Source organism: Massilia sp. TWP1-3-3 (genome assembly GCF_049897805.1).
In the GTDB taxonomy this organism is placed as follows: domain Bacteria; phylum Pseudomonadota; class Gammaproteobacteria; order Burkholderiales; family Burkholderiaceae_D; genus Telluria_A.
This window is the reverse complement of record NZ_JAFCWX010000052.1, coordinates 1-17936: the sequence shown is the minus strand read 5'-3', so window position 1 is coordinate 17936 and position 17936 is coordinate 1. Positions and strand designations below refer to the sequence as shown.

Sequence of the window (17936 nt, the reverse complement as noted above, 5' to 3'; positions counted from 1 at the left end):
TAATATGGCACCGAAACCGTATATATGGACCGCGAAAGCGACCGACATTCTTGCCAAAGTCACGCGCGCTCGTGCCAAACTTAATAAGCTTCAATCTGTTTGACGCACTACACTAGCAAGGAGTTTTTACACGTTTACTATGCGGCAGGGCAACTCAACCAGACCCACTGGTGAATCGCGCTTGACGTTGCGCGCGCGCCAGCGCCGAGTAGCTCATGCATTGACCGTCGCATTGCTGGAAAACCGAAAGGCAAGAAAGAGATAAACGAGGTAGAGCGACGCGTAGCACATCGCGTAATTCCACAACATTTGCTTGAGCGGGATGGGCGCGAGGAAGACCGCGATGGTCGTGATGAACAAGGCGACCTGCCACATCAGCTCCGCTTTTTGCTTTCCTGCCACGAAAAATACGTAGCTCAGAGGGCTGGCGACCGTTCGCGTGAAATACAGCGGCGCCAGAATGCGCGCGAAGTCGCCCGCCTCGCGCCACGGCTCGCCGAATATCCAGGCACACAAGCTGGGGGCGAATGCAATTGTCAGGCACATCGGGCCGCAGCCGAGCAGGACCAGCGCCTTGAACGTATCCATGAACGCTTTTTCGCAATTGCCCAATGTCTGGAATTGATGCACCGACTCGCGCTTGAACACTTCCAGCACCGAAGCGGCGAGCATGGATATTGGCGCGTTAAGCATCCGTTCGGTCAAGGCATACAGGCCAGCGGCGGGAAGGCCGAACTTCAGGCCGATCAAAAACAAGGGGCACTTGGCCGCGACCATGTTGAGCAGTCCGGCCGGCAAGGAGTAGCGCCAGAACGAGGCATGCTTGCGCAGGTAGTTGCGTTGCGAAACCGTGGGCAGCATGGCCAAGCGGGGACGCGGCGGCGACAGCAAAAAAACTGCGGCGACGACACCGCAGGCCAGTCCGATCAAGTGCCCTGCCAGCAGCGCGCTTGCGGTAATGCCGACCAGCAGCAGCACGACCTGGCCCAATGCCGCCGTTGCGGCACCGCACACTTTCGCCAACGCGGCCTTGCCAAATGCCTGATTCGACGTTGCATAGGCGATCACGGTCTGGTTATACGCCGTCAGCCAGGTGGCTACGCCGATCGTCAGCAAACCTAACCAGCTCATGTGCTGCGCCTGCGGCATGTCGCACAGACGGGCAAGAAGTGCGCAGATGGTCATGCCAAGGGCCAGCAAGGTGGCGCTATAGGCCACTACGCTGAAACAGGTTTGCTGCTCGCCGCTGCCATGGTCGAGGATCATCGCGGCGTCGAGCCGCAAGGTGGCAACCGTGGCCCCGATGGCGACGATGCCCATCCAGACACTGAATGCGCCCAGGTCCGCCGGCGAGCACAAGCGTGTAATGACGGGCGCGACCAGCAATGGCAACGCTTGGGCTGCCACCGTTCCGGTGAGCACCGTGGCGGCATTTTTCCAAAAGACAGGCACGTTCACGGGTATGGACACTTTTTCAAGTAAATTCGAACGAGAACTGTTCAATCAGCCTAAGGCAGACCTCTGGCCTACTTTAGCCAAGGCACGGCCCCGCTGCGGTCCCGTCCGCAAGGCTCCCATGTAAATATTTGTAAAGAGCCCTGTGCCTCGCCGCTGGCTGGCTTGCCACAGCGTGAACGTCACGGGCAAAATTGACGGGACATCCCATTAGACGGGCTCGACGGCTATTCGTTCCCATCAAACGAGAGCTCGCTCCCTTTTGTCTACAATGCATTGCTACGGGCACAGCCCCCTTCTCCACCGGACACCACATGACCTCTAGCGCCGAACAACCCGAAATCACCTCCGGCATGGTCTTGCTGCTCGCTTTTGCCGCCGGCGTGATTGTCGCCAATCTGTACTATGCGCAAACCCTGGTCGGGCCAATCAGCCAGGCAACCGGCTTGTCGGCCCAGGCGTCGGGCCTGATCGTCACCCTCACCCAGCTCGGCTACGTGATTGGTCTGCTGTTCATCGTCCCGCTGGGGGACGTGATCGAAAATCGTCAACTGGTGGTCGGTGCGCTGGCCTTTTGCGCAGCCGCGCTGGCGACGGCGGCCATGAGCAGTAGCGGCTGGGTATTTCTGGCCGCCGCGCTGGCCATTGGCATCGGGTCGGTCGCCGCGCAGGTGCTGGTGCCCTACGCCGCCCACCTCTCGCCCGCGCCCCGCCGCGGGCACGTGGTGGGCAAGGTAGTCAGCGGCCTGCTGCTGGGAATCATGCTGGCCCGCCCGGTGGCCAGCCTGGTGGCCGATGCCAGCAACTGGCACGTGGTGTTCGCAGGCGCCGCCGCCCTGGTCGCGCTGCTGGCCCTGGTGCTGCGCGCCCGCCTGCCGCGCCGGGTGCCGGAGGCGCCGCTGCCGTATGCGCGCCTGATCGGATCGCTGTGGACCTTGTTCGCCGGCACGCCGCTGCTGCGTCGCCGCGCCGCCTACCAAGCCGGACTGTTCGGGGCCTTCAGCTTGTTCTGGACCGTCGCGCCGCTGATGCTGGCCGGACCCGTGTTCCATTTGTCGCAGACGGGCATCGCCATTTTCGCGCTGGTGGGCATGGCTGGCGCCGTCGCCTCGCCCGTCGCGGGCCGGCTGGCCGACGCCGGCCACACGCTGGCGGCAACCGGCGCCGCCCTGGCCCTGGGCGTGGCGGGCTTGGCGTTGCCGCTGCTGGCGAGCGGCTCGCGCGAGGTGGCGCTGGGCATCCTGGTGGCGGCCTCGATCATTCTCGACATGGCCGTTGCCGCCAATCTGGTGATCGGCCAGCGCGCCATTTTCGGCATGGCTGCCGACGTGCGCAGTCGTCTGAACGGCCTGTATCTGGCCTGTTTCTTTTTGGGAGGCGCCGCCGGCTCGGCGCTGGGCGGGTATGTCTATGCGACCCGCGGCTGGCACGCGGCGCTGCTGGCAGGCATGGCTTTTCCCGCCTTGGGGTTGGCGTGGTGGCTGGTCGAATGGAAAGTCGACACGGGCCGGGACCGCGCGCTGGAGTAAGCCCGCTTGCTTTTGTTACGTAAAGACAAGCTCCATCCGTTGCGGCGCGGACAGCTGATTTGTTTCAATACGGCAATTTTTATCTGCATCAAGCCATTTTGGCGCGCCGATCAGTAAGCTTGGACGCATTCTTGAAACGACGAAGTGGCAAAAAAGTGAACCAGATCAGACAGATGTGCGAGCATCCGGGACGCACGACGCTGCCGACGCCGTGCACATATCGCGCCGACCCCGACGCCATCGCCAGCGGCCTGAGCGGTTGCGCGACGGCCAAGCCCGTGCCGCCGCCATGCCACGGCGGGTGTCACAGCTTTGCCTGCGCGATTTTGGACGCGTTGCCGCAGCAAATCGCCGTGCTGGCGGCAGACGGGGCAATTGCCGCCGTCAACGCCTCATGGCGTCACTTCGACAGCGCCGATGCCCAAGCGCAAGCCGAATCTGCGGCCGGTAACGACCATGATTACCGCGCCGTGTTTCCTGCCGCGCGCGCTCCTTCGTACGAGCAGGCGCGCGCCGCGGCCGAGGGCATCGCCGCCGTCCTGTCCGGCCAGGCGCCCCTCTTCGCGCAAGACTATGCCTGCCATTCGCCGACCGAGCTGCGCTGGTTCAGCATGCTGGTCACCCCGCTTGAGGGCGGCTGGGATGGCGCCGTCATCACCCATACCGATATCACGGCGCGCCGCCTGGCGGAGGCGGACCTGCGCATCGCCGCCATCGCCTTTGAGTCCTCCGAGGGCATGTTCATCACCGACGCCAGCGGCACGATCTTGCAGGTCAACCAGGCTTTCACCACCATCACCGGTTACAGCGCCGGGGAAGCGATCGGCCAGCGTCCCAGTTTGCTCAGTTCCGGACGCCATGACGCGCAGTTCTACGAAGCCATGTGGAGCACCATCGATGCGCACGGCAACTGGGATGGGGAAATTTGGAACCGGCGCAAGAATGGCGAGGTCTATCCCCAGCGGCTGAGCATTGCGGCCGTAAAAGGCCATCACGGCGAAATCACCCATTACGTCGCCTCGCTCACCGACATTACGGTCAGCAAGGCGGCGAGCGATGAAATCAAGTATCTCGCCTTTTACGATCCGCTCACCCGCTTGCCGAACCGGCGTCTGTTGCTCGAACGCCTGCGGCAGGTACTGGCCGCAGGCGTTGGCAGTGGCCGCTACAGCGTCTTGATGTTTATCGACCTGGACAACTTCAAGACCCTGAACGACACGCTCGGCCACAACATGGGCGACTTGCTGCTGCAACAGGTCGCGCACCGGCTCGAAGGCTGCCTGCGCCAGGGCGACACGGTGGCGCGTCTGGGCGGCGATGAATTCGTGGTGCTGGTGGACGGCTTGAGCCGGCAAGCGGTGGACGCGGCCAGGCAGACCGAAACGCTGACCACCAAGATCCTCGACACGCTCAACGCGCCGTACATGCTGGGCGCGCGCCTTTGCCGCAGTACGCCGAGCATCGGCGCGACCCTGTTCCACGATGGCTTGCCGGTTCAGCCGGAAGAATTGCTGATGCAGGCGGACATCGCCATGTACCAGGCCAAGCAGGCCGGACGCAATGGCATGCGCTTTTTTGACCAGGGCATGCAGGACACCATTACCGCGCGCGCCCGCTTGGAAGAGCGCATGCGCCTGGCGATTGAACAGCAACGGTTCGAACTCCACTACCAGGTCCAGGTCGACCAGGATGGCCGCGCGCGTGGCGCCGAAGCATTGCTGCGCTGGCGCCAGGACGACGGCAGTTGCGTCTCGCCAGCCGAATTCATTCCGCTGGCCGAAGAAACGGGCCTGATTTTGCCGCTGGGGCATTGGGTGCTGGAGGAGGCTTGCCGCCAATTGCGTGCATGGCAGCACGACGTGCTCACGCGCGATCTGGTGTTGGCCATTAATGTAAGCGCGCGCCAGTTCCATCAGGCCGACTTCGGCACCCAAGTATGCAACAGCCTCGCCGAGCACGGCGTCGCGCCGGATCGGCTGAAGCTGGAACTGACCGAGAGTTTGCTGCTCGATAACATCGAACAAACCATCGCCAGCATGCAAGCACTCAAGCAACTGGGGGTGCGTTTTTCGCTGGACGACTTCGGGACCGGTTATTCGTCCCTGCAATACCTGAAACGCTTGCCGCTGGACCAATTGAAGATCGATCAGTCTTTTGTGCGCGAGCTGGTCCATGGCGCGAGCGATGAGGCCATTGTGCTGACCATTATTTCAATTGCGCACAGCCTGGGGCTCGACGTCATCGCCGAGGGCGTCGAGACCGACTCCCAGCGCGTTCTGCTGGTACAGCTCGGGTGCCTGCATTTTCAAGGCTACCTGTTCGGCCGTCCGGTCCCGGCCGCCGAGTTCGTGGCCCTGCTGACCGACGCCGCGGCCCAGGGTGCCGCCTTGCCGCTATCGTTTGTGCAACAGTGCTGACATCCCGGCCGGTTATCGCCGGCGCCGGCCAGACCTGGCAAGCAGCGGCGCCGCCAGGAGGGCCAAGGTCAGGCTGGCGCCAATGGTCACAAAGATGTTCGCGTCCACGTCGTCGGAAGGCCTGTGCCGTTCCAGGTCTTGCCTGAAGACGGCCTTGCCCGGGTTGGCCCGTACATAGGCAACTTCACAGGTGCCTTGCGCAAGTCGTTCGCCCCCTCCTTGTCCTGCCGCCGTGGCCGCCTGCCCAGCCGACCCTGTTATTGCTACTGCTGCACATCGGCCAACACCACCACCGAGAAAAATGACAGCGATGCACCGTTGTACAGTTTCAAGAGCAGCGTGTTGCGTCCTTTTCTGAAATGCACCCTGCGCGTGCCTTCCGTCAGATTCCACGCGTCGATCTCCTTGCCCAGTCCGACATAGCCGGGACTGCTGTACCAAGGCTTATAACCATCGCCGCTCAGCCAGACCAGGCGCTCGTTGAACCACAGCTTGGTATCATCGTCGCTGCCAAGGGCAAGCACCAGGTCGCGCTCCTCGTCCATCACGAGCTCGGTGTACGCGTAGTAGACCGCGTCCTGGGCGCGCACGGGCGCTACCGACGGGTATTCCGGGTTGGTCAGGTACTCCCAGCGCAGCGTGCTCGCGCCAATGCCGGCATACTCGGCGTCCAGGTCGACCACGATCTCGGGCGGGTAGACGACATCGATCGAATCGTCGGGACCTTGCCCCGGGAAGGGACCGATGATATGCCAGCGGTTCAGGAAGATCCGGTCCGCGTAGGGCGCACCTTTCCCGATCGCGTGCGCGCTGATCTTGCGCAGGCCTTCAGCCTTGACGCCAGGCGCCGAGAGCGCGGCCCCATAGCCGCGCTCGACCTTGTTCTTCGGCGTCGAGAGATCCCAGGAACCGCCGCGCGGCACTTTGGCCTGCGCCATGCCGGTCTGCGCAATATAGCCGCTGATCTCGATATGGGCCGCGTTCGGCACGTCCTCGCCCTGCAGGCCGTTCTTGCCGGCGCCGCCCTTGCCCACCTTGCCCGTGCCGCCATCACCGAGTCCGGCCAGCGCGCCGGGCACGCCGGCGCCGCCCTGGCCGGGGGCGCCGTTCTCTGGCCGAACCCGGGTGCCGTCCCGCTCCCTGGACAACTGCTGCTCGCGCCGCACCAGCGCGTCGCGCGCCAGCTGCTGATGGCGCCGCAGTTCGGCCAGCGCCTGCTGGGCGCTGGCCGGTTTGGCGGGTGAAGCGAGCGGCGCCGGCACGGCGGGCGGCGCCAGCTTGGCCCTGGCCTGCTGTTCCGGGATATTGAGCAGGCGCGCGAGCTCCTTGACCTTGTCGCCGCGCTCCATCTGCTCGATTTCTTCGCTCATGCGGCGCCCCTGCTCGAGCAGTTGCGGCACCGTCGAGGGCGCGACCGCCTTTGCCGCCGACCCGGCGCCGGCGCCGGTGCCGTCCGAGGGCGCAGGGGCCGGCTGGCGGCTTTTCTCGAGCAGGGACTTGATCCTGTCGATCTCGTCGACGCGCCGCTTGATGTCGCTGCGTTCGGCATTTTTGACGTGCCGCTCGATCGTAGCGGCCTGGATGCTGTACGGACCCACATAAAACACCGCCGCCAGCAGGCCGGCATGGGCCAGCAGCGAAGCGATGAGGTAAGGCCGGCGCGCCTTGCTGGTCAATGAGGAGAAGCGCATCCCTCAGTCCCGCGTGTGCATGGCGACGTTGACCAGCCCGTTGAGCTGGCACAGGTCCAGCATGCGCACAATATTTGCGACTTGAATTGTCGCGCGGACGGTCGGTCCCCTGTTTTCCCGCATCGGATAAAATGGCGGCCCGCAGACGACGCCTGCTGCCAAACGAACCGCTCCCGCCGATTGACCAAACCCATGAAAATCCTGGAATACGCCGAATTCATCCCGCCCGGTGACAAGGCCAAGTATCAGCAAATCCGGCAGGCAATCGAGCGCGACGATTTCCAGGCAATTGACGTCAAGAAGCTCACCAATCTGACGCATGGCAAGTTCTATCGCGCCAAGCTCGACTATACGGACCGCCTGCTGTTTTCTATCGTCCAGTTTCAGGGGCAAGCCTATGCCCTGATGCTGGAAGTCATACACCAGCACGCCTATCACAAATCGCGCTTCCTGCGCGGCGCCAGTGTCGACGAGGCGCAGATCGTTCCCGCCACTGTGGCCGAGGCACAAGCCGACGCCGCGCCGGTGCGCTTCCTGCACCCCGAGCGGCTGCGCGTGCACTGGCTGGACAAGGCCATTTCCTTCGACGACGCCCAGCACGCGGTGTATCTGCACGCTGCACCGATGATCATCGTGGGCAGCGCCGGTAGCGGCAAGACCGCGCTGACGCTCGAGAAACTCAAGCAAATGCCGGGCGAAGTGCTGTATGTCACCCATTCGGCCTACCTGGCGCAGTCGGCGCGCGACCTGTATTACGCCGATGGATTTGAACGCGCAGGCCAGGAAGCGACCTTCCTGTCGTTTCGCGAGTTTGTCGAGTCGATCAAGGTTCCCGCAGGCCGCGAAGCGAGCTGGCGCGACTTCTCGGCATGGTTTGGCCGCATGCGCCAGCAATTCAAGCAGGTCGATGCGCACCAGGCCTATGAGGAAATCCGTGGCGTGCTCGCCGCCGACGCCAGCGGCGCTTTGACGCGCGATCAATATCTGGGACTGGGCGCGCGCCAGTCCATTTTTGCGGCGGACCAACGCGCGTCCTTGTACGAGCTGTTCGACAAGTATTGCCTCTGGCTGCGCGAAGCGGGTCTGTACGACCTGAACCTGATCGCTTACCAATGGATGCAGCACGCGGCGGCGCGCTACGATTTCATCGTCGTCGACGAGGTGCAGGACCTGACCGTGGTCCAACTGGCGCTCGCGCTGCGCACGCTGAAGAACCCGGCCCAGTTCCTCTTGTGCGGCGATTCGAACCAGATTGTCCATCCGAATTTTTTCTCATGGAGCAAGATCAAGTCCTTGTTCTGGCGCGACCCGGCGCTGGCGGAACGCCAGCAACTGCACATCCTGCGCAACAATTTCAGGAACAGCGCGCAAGTGACGGAGGTGGCCAACACCCTCCTCAAGATCAAGCACAAGCGCTTCGGCTCCATCGATCGAGAAAGCAACTTTCTGGTCACGCCGATGAACCAGGATGCGGGCACGGTCACCTTGCTGGCCGACGATGCCAATGCGCGGCGGCAATGAACGCACAGACGCGCCGTTCGACCCAATTCGCGGTGCTGGTCCTGCGCGACGAAGACAAAGCCGAGGCGCGCAAGCACTTTGACACCCCGCTCCTGTTTTCGATTCACGAAGCGAAGGGGCTGGAATACGACAATATTGTGCTGTACCGCTTTGTTTCGGATCAGCGCGCCCAGTTCAGTGAGATTGCCGACGGCGTCGCGCCGGCCGACCTCGCCGCCGACGATCTGCATTACAGCCGCGCAAAGGACAAAGCGGACAAATCACTGGAGATCTACAAGTTCTATGTGAATGCGCTGTACGTGGCATTGACGCGGGCGGTCCACAATGTCTACCTGATCGAATCGGACACCGGTCACGCGCTGCTTGGCCTGCTGAAGCTGGCGCCGGGCGGGATGGCGACGAGCAGCGACACGCACGCTTCAAGCGTGCAGGACTGGCAAAAGGAGGCGCGCAAGCTAGCCTTGCAGGGCAAGCAGGAACAGGCCGACGCGATCGAACGCCTGATCCTGAAAACCTGCGCACCACCCTGGAACGTGTTCGACGAAGCGCGGCTGCGCGACACGCTTTCCAAGGTATTTCTTGAGCAAGCTCCCGGCAACAAATCGAAAAGCCAGTTGTACGACTATGCGACCTGCTATGACGAGCCGGTGCTGGCCGATATGCTGGCCGCGGAAGTCGGCTTTGAGCAAGCCGGCAACTTCCAGCGGCTCGCCGCAACGCAAGGAAGGCGCGCCTATCTGCCCTATTTCGCGCGCAATTTCAAAGATATTTTGGGGCAGTGCGACAAGTTTGGCGTCGAACACCGCACCGTGATGAACCAGACCCCGCTGATGGCGGCGGCCGCCGCCGGCAATGTGCCCCTGCTGGAAGCCTTGTTGGCACGGGGCGCCGACAGCGCCGCCGTTGACCACCTGGGCCGCAACGCCTTGCACTGGGCGATTGCCACCGCCCTGCGTGATCGCGCCTATGCCGCCACGTCGTTCAGCGCGGTGTTCCGCCTGGTGGCGCCAGCCTGTATTGATGTGATGGCCGGCGAGCGCCTGATCCGGATTGATCGCCACCAGTCCGAATACCTGTTCTTCCAGGTCATGTGGGTGTTGTTCAGGCAGTGTTTCGGCACGGCCGAAATGACCGATCGTGGCGGTATGGATGGCGCCATGTTGCAAGACGCCTTCGAGCGCCTGCCGGTCGAGGTGGTAGCGGCTGAACGCACGAAGCGCACCTATATTTCGGGCGTCCTGGCGCGCAACGAGGTCGACCGCGTCTATGCCTACAACCGGCGCCTGTTCAAGCGCTTGAGAACGGGCGTCTACCAGTTCAGCCCCGCATTGTCGGTACGCCGACGCGGTCCGGGTGGCGACACCTGGGTGCCGGTCTTCGCCGCGCTCAACCTGGCCTTGGTGAAGGAGACCTGCGAGCCTCGCTATGCCGCTCACATCGACCAGCTTCTTGTGGCAGGGCAGCTGCCAGCGGCGCCGGAGCCCATGAGCGTGACTTACTTGCGGGCGAAACGCCTCGCCCAGTTGAACCTGGCACGTCCCCAGGCAGCGGCAGCGCGCAAGGCGCCGAAGAAATAGGCAATGCGTGCGCAAGGCGCAGCGTCACCGCGGTGCATTTCCGTCTATTTTTATTCTGGTGCAGGGCACTCGCGGCGCTGGCGCACCAATTTTTCCATGCCCCCGCCCGCTGCAGCGCCGGGCGCGCGTGACTGCTGCAGGTAGCTTAGCGCTGCGCGCGCGGCTCCAGCACGTTCAGCAAACGGGACAGGGTGGCGTCGATGGCCGCCAGGTCAGCCGCACAGGTCGAGGCCAGAATCCGATGTTGATTGGCCACGTGCGCCGTTACCGCGCCCTCGATCAGCTCCTGCCCGTTCGCTGTCAGCTGCACCAGAATGCTGCGCCCATCGTCGTCATTTGGCACGCGCCGCACCAGGCCGCGCGCTTCCAGCCCTTTCAGGCGGTGCGTCATCGTGCCCGAAGTAATCATCAGGCTGGAGAACAGCGCCGTGGGGGCCATTCTGTAGGGCGAGCCGGAACGCTTCAGCGTTGCCAGGACGTCAATCACGAAGCTCATCGAGGCGCGCACTTCGGTCAACCACTATGACACCAGTCGTCCGGTAACGGACCAGGAAGCATCCGAGCTGATCCGTTTGGCCACCTTGGCGCCTACCGCCTAAAACTTTCAGAACTGGAAGTTCAACGCGGTGCGCACGACTGCGGCCAAGGCGCTTGCAGGCGCTATCGGTTGGCCAGCAACAGGTTGCCGATGCGCCGGTCACGTTCATCATTTGCGGCACGCTCTCTGCGCACGAAGGCTTGGCCGACGCGCTGCAGCCGTCGGTCGACGCCGGCGTCATGGTCCAGACGGTGTTCGATGCCTGGCTATCCCAGGCCAGGCGTGCGCATGCAGACAACCCCCAGCTGCAACGCGACGAAGCTATCCGCTCCGCTTCGCTCGCTGCGATGACGCTCATGCTTGCCGCGCAAGGAATGGGCATGTCTACCGGCTCCATGGGCGGTTTCGATGCCTTGGGCGTGTCGCGCGAGTGTGGTCTGGCCCCGTGCGAGATACCGGTGATGCTGGTGACAGTGGGCTATGTTAGCGATGGCAACTGGCCACAGAAACCGCGCAAGCCCTTGCACAAGGTGCTTCAGTTCGCGTAGCCCCCCGACGACGGCTGTCTGACATGGAACATGCAATTGGACTAGCCGGGCTGGAACCTCACGGGCCCCATCCCGTCACCGGGGCACTGCCCGCACTGGTGACAGCCGATGCGCAGGGAAAGGTACAGCTCATCATCGTTGGCCGGACGCACGGAAATGACCGTTCATGCAGTGCATTGATGGCATGCGACATTTGCATGGCCGCACTGTTTGGCGGCTTGGACATCGTCAAGGCGTTGCTGAGCTCGACGCCTCATGGCCAGGGAACCGCACGGGACTGGCGTCTGACCGACCAAATTGATAAGCGTATTGCCCACGGACATGAACATCGCGTCCAGCAGGGCCGCGGCGGTCCGCAGAAGTAAGTTCCTAATCGGGTAGTTGCGGATGAGCTGCTTCGGGAACATAGACGGGTTTCGCCCCTTCGTTGTACTCGCCTCCCATGTCGACAGACCACTTGCCGGGACACGGTCATTTGATCTAAATCAATCCCGAAATTATATTTCTGCATAGACTCAATTGCGGTGCTTGCCTGCCTGCATTTAATCGGTAGCCGCGACTGCTAACCGTGAAGGTGCCACGCGCTTTCCAAACGCTCGCTTTGACGAACTTGCACACCATCCGCCATGAAAAATGAAGGCGTTCGCTGGCTGTCGGCTTACCCCAAGAGCGCTTTTGCGCTCGTCGTTCTGCTACTTGTTACATTGGTAGCTTTAAGCCAAACCACGTCGCAAATGGCTGCCCCTGTACCTGCTCCCGGGTCCGATGTGAAGCCTGCGCATTTGTTGAATGCAAAAGCCCGCATAATTTCAGCCCCGCCAGCTCTGTTCTATCGCAATTCAGTCATTCCTGGCGGCGTGCGTCACTCTTTGGAGCTGACCTCGGCACTTGCGCACGACCGCTTCGCAAAAGTCCATTATGCTAATTTCGACGCAGCCCATGCTTATATCGTGCATGTGAAAGATCCTCGCTTAGTGCATGTGTCATACCGGATCGGCGACGAGATTTACTGGACCAAAAAAGAGCTGCGGTTGAAGACGGGCGAGACACTGCTGACCGACGGTAAATCGTTTGTCCGCACGCGCTGCGGAAACCGCATCGCCGATACGCCCCAATCGAAGGTATCTGACAGGGAGCCGGCACCGGAAGAATTCGACGTCGTGATCGCCCCACCCCGTGTCGCGCCCGTCAACCGCACACCTACGCCAACAAATATTGCCGGCTCACATACGGCGCCATTCAATGGTCCAACGACTAATGCGGAAAACTTCGTTCCGACAACCGGTACCGAGGGGTTGATCCCCCGGCCGCCGGAACGACCGATACACCAGAACGAGCACCCTGTGCCGCCAATTGTCTGGGACCACACTCCGCCCTTGTCCCCCTTTCCACTGCCACCAAGTATTGAACTGCCCGACGATGCCCCAACCCAGGTACCTGAGCCGGCTTCGTTCGCGCTGGTAATGCTCGCGCTTTTCAGCCTGCTTCTGATCCGACGGCGCAATCAACAAAAGTAGGGGAAATACTCCCTGTCAACCGAGCATCAAGCGGCGCCCACGCATCGGAAAGACCCGCCGAGCGCCCCGTGTTCGACGCTCGCGTTCGCTTCCAGATCACGTCCCGCCACGTGGAGCCGTGTTGGCGCGGTTTAACAGCATCGTATCCGCCGATGGGCTGACCTTGTCCGAATTGCTCGCCAAGCACCGGGACATCGCCAGGTTTAGCGCGCAGCGTCTGGTCGCCCATCTGATCGGTGATCGACACAATCGCCACGGCCGACATCCGCTTCCTGCAGCGCGAACGCAGCCTGGAGCAAGGCATCTATGACGGCAGTGTCACCGCCCAGATCGTTACCAGCGATGTGCGCGTGGGCGACACGCTCGAGATCGAATACACGATCGTGGGCCAGCATCGCGTAGTCGCCGGCCATGTGATGGAGGCGGCCCAGGTCGATTATTCAGAACCGGTACAACTGCGCCGGGTCACGATCGACGCGCCCCTGGATAAAAACATCGCCTACCGCTTGCTAAGCGACGGCCCGGGACCGGTGCCGGCCTGGACCGAGCAGCAACGCAATGGCCGCTCCCGCCCGTGCTACCAGATGAAGCACCGTTGCCAGCCTGGTGCGCGTGAAGGACGAACAGTGGCAGCCCGCCATCGAAGCGTTTTTGAGCGGCAACCGGTCCGCGCTGGTCGTGGACCCCGGCCGCGAGCGCGATGCGGTGCGTATCATGCGCACCTCCGGCAGACACCTGTACAACGTGACGGTAGTGCAGCCCGAACATCTGCGCGACATGATCGGGCGCAAGCCCGAGGCGCACTCGGTGGCGTCGCTGATCGACGGCGAGCACCCGGTAGCGTTGGCGTTTTTGCGGCGCTGCCTGGGTCGCCTGCGCCAGGTCGATACCGAACAAGAGCTGGAGAAATACGATCGCTCGCTCTCACGCGACGCGATGCTGAGCCTGAACGGCGGGACCAAGCGCATCGCGCTGGCCGACAAGGGCGACTGGGCAATGGGCGCCAGGCCCGCCTGCGGCGACATTGTGTTCCTGCGCGAAGAGATGGTCCTGCTGATGCGCGCCGAGGAGTCTGCCAAGCAGCAGCTGCGGCGGTCCAGGCTTGCCGATGAGGCCGTGCGGCGCGTCAAGAGTGAGGCGACCGGCGACCTGTTCGACGCCGCCCTGACCGCGCTGGCCGCCGCCAGCGCCGAACTGGACGCCATCGGCGACGTGGCCGAGGCCGACCTGCCGCAGCATTTGAAGGGCCTCGCCGAGAAAATGCGCAAGGTGAAGCAGCAGGCGGCGGAAGCGGAGAAACTGCACGCGCAACTGTCCACCACCGTAGGCTCGGTCGCGGCCGAACTGGCGGCGACCGTTACCAGCCTCGCGCGCGCGCGCGGGCAGATGGCCGCCAGCGAGCAGCGGCTGGCCGCGGCGCGCGCCCATCGGGACTTTTCCGAGGAGCTCGGGGTCGCGCTCTATACCTAGGCGACGCAGTCGGCGGGCAGTGCTACCCTGGCGGACGCCGGCGAGCTCCTGGCGCGAAAGGGCGAGGCAGCCAACCGCGGCATCGGGAAAGCCGAAGCGCCGCTCAGGGCAGACTTCCTTGAATTCATCAATGCGCGCACCATCAATCTGATCGAGGAGCGCAGCGACTGGCGCAAGGCATGGCAGTGGGCGCGCCAGCACCGCGAGATGGAAGCGCTCTACTCGACGGGACGGCCTTACCCCTGGAAAGCACGAGCGACCGCACGCAGGAGCAATTGCTCGTGCTGTTGAACGCGTGCGAAAGCGGAAACTCGAAGGAACCCAACCCGCTGGAAGACTACCGGCTGCTGTTCAATTTCGACCTGGACATCTACGTCGACGGCAGCAGGGTCGATTCGTTGAGCAAGCGGCTGGGAGTCGGTTCAAACGGCGAGCACCTGGTGCCGTTCTACGTGATCGCAGGAGCCTCACTGGCGAACGCGTACGGCATGAAGGCGGGCTGCGAACATGACGGCGCGGCGATCATGCTGATCGACGAGGCATTTCACGGGTTCGACGCACAGAACACCTATGTGACGGGACTGTTCCTGCGCTCGCTCGGGCTGCAGCTGGTCATGGCGGCGCCGGATGCCGACGTCGGCAAGATCGGCCCGGTGCTGGACTTGTTCTACGACCTGAACCGTTTTGGTTCCGATGTGTTCGCTCACGAAAAGCATGTCAAGCCGGCTTCCAAGCGGCTCTTCACGCGCGACATCCCGGGCCAGAACCCGCAACTGGAGGCCGAACGGGGCGGCGATCGCGGCGATGCAGCCGTCCGGTGTTGGAAAGCCACGCCCCGCGCCCTTTGCTGTGACGGCAAGCTTGGCACAACACCCGATGTACTTCATCCGGAAGATTGCGTACTGTCAGCGTTGCCATCGCGTCACCTCGCCGCAATGCATTCAATGCCTTCATAGTACTCTTCTGCATCAAGTCCACAACTATCGACCCGCAAAGCAATTCGTACATCTAGCCACCCGACGGTTCGAGTCCCATCGCGATATCATCGCGTTCGCAATTTAGAATTGCGGTCGAGCAGCCGTTCAAACTGCTGCATCGTCACCGTTTGGCATGATGATGCATGCGTGCCACCTTGAGCGCTTGCACGTCAACGTGTTATCCAGCGAGGTCGCGCACCACGCTCAGGCGATTTAACTTCCCAGCTGAAGCATTGGCATCCGTGCTGTCACTCCCCGCCGCTACGGCCGAGCATTGGAGCGGTCAGCGCTGGAAGCGGCCTGGCGCTTCAGGTCGAAGTCTGCCACCGTGGCGCCGACGTCCTGGCCTGCAGCCCCCGCGCCGCCGGTGTCGCGCGCCATTCGGCTTAGCCGTGGCCTGCGCGATCAGCTCAAGCGAGCGTAGTCGCTTGGCGGAATCGAAAACGTTTGACACGATCATTAACTGGTTCGGAGTCCCTATCGGGAACTTGTTAAATTAGCATTTTATATGTTACCATTTTTCAGAATTGTACCGGCACTCCCAACTTCCCGTAGCAAGTAAGCGCGGCAGGCTAAATTTCCGCGAATCACTTACTACCGAAAGTTCTAATGAAGAAAATCCTGTCAGTAACACTCATCGCCACCGCGACTGCGGCCTCTGCTGCATACGCCGATCAGTCCGCCTATATCGGCCTTTCCGTCGCCCCAGGCAACGGAAGCTTATCACTAAGCAACGGCTCTGCGTCGATCGACAGCAACAACAGCCCGGTACCGCTGAACGGCTACGTTGGGTATGTCTTCCCCCCCCAAACTTTACGGTCGAAGGGGGTATCACGTTCTTTGGCGAGTACACATGAATGCGCCTCCCACGGCGGCGCTCGGCATCTTTGACGGGGCACACAAATGCAGCATGAATCTGAGCGAAGAATGGCTGTTGACGGGGAAAGTAGGTGTAGCACGGCATGGTCTGAATGTGGACCGCCCTGACGCATCGGGAACTGCCGCCACGTTCGCATCCCATACCACCAAGCCGCTATTTGGCGTGGGGACCGAATTTCGCTTCACCGATCGCTTTTCAGAAACGCTCGAACTGACTGACTACGGCGCCAGCAACAAGCCTAAAATGAAGATCCACGCGCGTAACCTCGAAGCTGGTATTCAATCCCGCTTCTAAACCACCAGACGGCCATCACTATTGATGGCGCGATTGCTTCCCTGCCAAGGATGTTCCCACCAATGCCAAACCTCATGCAATTACTTCATGTCACGCGTCCCCGGGCGCCGCTTCAGTTGCTGTTCTTTAGCCTGGTGCTTGGCGCAGTGCAAACGGCGCACGCCGCGCCAAAGTATTTCGCCCAGGCTGACCCGGATGCCACGCGGCGCGTAGCGGTGTACCTGGCAAACCAGGATTGTCCCGGCGCCATGAAGGCGCTCAGTGAAGATGTCAAGGCGCGCCATCGCGACGTTTTACTGCTGGCTGGCACCATGTATGAAACGGGCCTGTGCGTGAAGAAAAACTGGGAAAAGGCAGCCAGCTTTTATCAGCTTGCAGACGCGGCCGGCAACCTCTCGGCGACGGCGCGCCTGGCCGCCGGGTACGCCGTGGCCGGCAGGGAAAATGCAGTCGCCTTGTGGTGGGCTGCGCACCGTCCCGGCTCTTTGCCTGCGATGTGCATACCGACCGCTGATCCTGAAAAGGAAGGCCCTGCTTTCGATGACGCGCTCGAACGCATGCCTGCAGCGCAGTACGCGGCGTGCGTGTACATGGTGGGCGTGTATTCGGCAATTATGGCCGAGACCGAGTTTCCCGCCGAAGCATTGAAGTACGATGTATTCGGGGAAATCAATATGGAATTCAATCCGAGCGAGGGTGAAGTGACATTCACCCAGGAGGCGCCGGAGCGATCCCTGGGCCACGGCGTGCGCGATGGCTGGAACAACCAGTTCGAGGACCGACGCGCGATCGAGAGCAGCTTGTTGAAGTACATGCGGGAAACTGGGCGGCGCACCTTGGCGCGTTATCACAAGCCGCAAGGAATTTCGCCCAACATACGAATCAAGCAGAAGTTTTCGTTCTCGTACAAATAGCATCGCTGCGGCGGTGCATTGGGGCCGAATCGCGGCAACGTGCTTCGTCCAAAATTCAGTCGTGTTTTCCATGCTTGCTCCGGTATAAAATCGAAGCAGCAAGGGTGCGGAAATGCGGCCTCGCCAGCAAGTCTGGGGTCTATGGAGCGTTTACCTTGGACCATCATCCCCCAGCTCGAGTATTTCCAAGATGCATATCGGTGATCGTTTTAAGCTTGATCATGAGACTGTCCAGCAGTAAGAGCCCGGCTCTGCTTGATTATGTCATCACGACTAAGCTTGCCCTGTCCGGCGACTGAACGGAATCACTCACTACACCACCACGTCAGAGTCCTTGCCTGCATCGTCTCTGCTAACGGTAGCGACAAGGGTCATGCGCTAGGTCGAGATTGTTCCGGCCGTCTGGCAAAGAATCATGACTAAACCAGATCGCCGTTGGTTCGCCACCTTGACGGAAAAGCAGATTCGGCGCAGTACGCATCGATCAACACGGTAATTTGCAAGCTAGTTGTCGCCTAAAAGCGGTTTCTACGCTGCTTTTTTGAGTTCTGGATTTTTCTCCTTTTTGGTGAGGGTCTCCGTGGCACTTTTTTCCGGATTGAGGTGCA

The 17936-nt window shown here is 62.0% G+C and carries 14 protein-coding genes and 1 pseudogene; 12 read left to right on the top strand and 3 right to left on the bottom strand.

The annotated features are described in order from the left end of the window. Positions 1-213: 213 nt before the first annotated feature. Entirely contained in the window at positions 214-1458 is a 1245-nt protein-coding gene (locus tag ACP7D4_RS26600; protein WP_426212339.1) for an oligosaccharide flippase family protein, read from the bottom strand. Positions 1459-1769: 311 nt separating this feature from the next. Here ACP7D4_RS26600 and ACP7D4_RS26595 point away from each other — a divergent pair, with 311 nt between their 5' ends. Beyond that, the gene (locus ACP7D4_RS26595) at positions 1770-2984 is read left to right on the top strand and encodes an MFS transporter (RefSeq protein ID WP_426107474.1); all 1215 of its coding nucleotides are present in this window, start codon (positions 1770-1772) and stop codon (positions 2982-2984) included. A 155-nt stretch (positions 2985-3139) separates the two neighbouring features. Next, entirely contained in the window at positions 3140-5401 is a 2262-nt protein-coding gene (locus tag ACP7D4_RS26590) for a putative bifunctional diguanylate cyclase/phosphodiesterase (protein ID WP_426212337.1), read from the top strand. A 263-nt stretch (positions 5402-5664) separates the two neighbouring features. On the opposite strand, the gene ACP7D4_RS26585 is transcribed toward ACP7D4_RS26590, so the two are convergent. After that, complete coding sequence (locus ACP7D4_RS26585) at positions 5665-7092, bottom strand: hypothetical protein (protein WP_426212336.1); 1428 nt, start codon at positions 7090-7092, stop codon at positions 5665-5667. Between the two features lie 192 nt (positions 7093-7284). Here ACP7D4_RS26585 and ACP7D4_RS26580 point away from each other — a divergent pair, with 192 nt between their 5' ends. Beyond that, entirely contained in the window at positions 7285-8613 is a 1329-nt protein-coding gene (locus ACP7D4_RS26580; protein WP_426212334.1) for a UvrD-helicase domain-containing protein, read from the top strand. Further along, positions 8610-10190 (top strand): ankyrin repeat domain-containing protein, encoded by a 1581-nt coding sequence (locus tag ACP7D4_RS26575; RefSeq protein WP_426212332.1) that lies wholly within the window; start codon positions 8610-8612, stop codon positions 10188-10190. The genes ACP7D4_RS26580 and ACP7D4_RS26575 overlap by 4 nt, the downstream gene beginning before the upstream one ends. A gap of 145 nt (positions 10191-10335) precedes the next feature. Here ACP7D4_RS26575 and ACP7D4_RS26570 read toward each other — a convergent pair whose 3' ends face one another. Then, positions 10336-10686, bottom strand: a complete 351-nt coding sequence (locus tag ACP7D4_RS26570; RefSeq protein WP_426107470.1) for a MarR family transcriptional regulator — start codon at positions 10684-10686, stop codon at positions 10336-10338. Between the two features lie 155 nt (positions 10687-10841). Here ACP7D4_RS26570 and ACP7D4_RS26565 point away from each other — a divergent pair, with 155 nt between their 5' ends. From ACP7D4_RS26565 to ACP7D4_RS26530, 8 genes and pseudogenes are all read left to right on the top strand, one after another. Then, a complete protein-coding gene (locus ACP7D4_RS26565) occupies positions 10842-11276 on the top strand; it encodes a nitroreductase family protein (RefSeq protein ID WP_426212330.1) in 435 nt (144 codons plus the stop codon). A gap of 23 nt (positions 11277-11299) precedes the next feature. Next, on the top strand, positions 11300-11641 hold the full coding sequence (locus ACP7D4_RS26560; RefSeq protein WP_426212328.1) for a hypothetical protein: 342 nt from the start codon (positions 11300-11302) through the stop codon (positions 11639-11641). Positions 11642-11902: 261 nt separating this feature from the next. Next, positions 11903-12793: a PEP-CTERM sorting domain-containing protein gene (locus ACP7D4_RS26555; protein ID WP_426212326.1), complete on the top strand. Its 891-nt coding sequence runs from the start codon at positions 11903-11905 to the stop codon at positions 12791-12793. Between the two features lie 236 nt (positions 12794-13029). After that, positions 13030-13269 (top strand): annotated as a pseudogene (locus ACP7D4_RS26550) (DUF3857 domain-containing protein); the annotation flags it as partial. Positions 13270-13405: 136 nt separating this feature from the next. Next, positions 13406-14263, top strand: a complete 858-nt coding sequence (locus tag ACP7D4_RS26545; protein ID WP_426212342.1) for a hypothetical protein — start codon at positions 13406-13408, stop codon at positions 14261-14263. A 281-nt stretch (positions 14264-14544) separates the two neighbouring features. After that, complete coding sequence (locus ACP7D4_RS26540) at positions 14545-15219, top strand: SbcC/MukB-like Walker B domain-containing protein (RefSeq protein WP_426212340.1); 675 nt, start codon at positions 14545-14547, stop codon at positions 15217-15219. A gap of 874 nt (positions 15220-16093) precedes the next feature. Beyond that, positions 16094-16414 (top strand): hypothetical protein, encoded by a 321-nt coding sequence (locus ACP7D4_RS26535; RefSeq protein ID WP_426212325.1) that lies wholly within the window; start codon positions 16094-16096, stop codon positions 16412-16414. A gap of 74 nt (positions 16415-16488) precedes the next feature. After that, positions 16489-17328, top strand: a complete 840-nt coding sequence (locus ACP7D4_RS26530; RefSeq protein ID WP_426212323.1) for a hypothetical protein — start codon at positions 16489-16491, stop codon at positions 17326-17328. Positions 17329-17936: the final 608 nt, after the last annotated feature.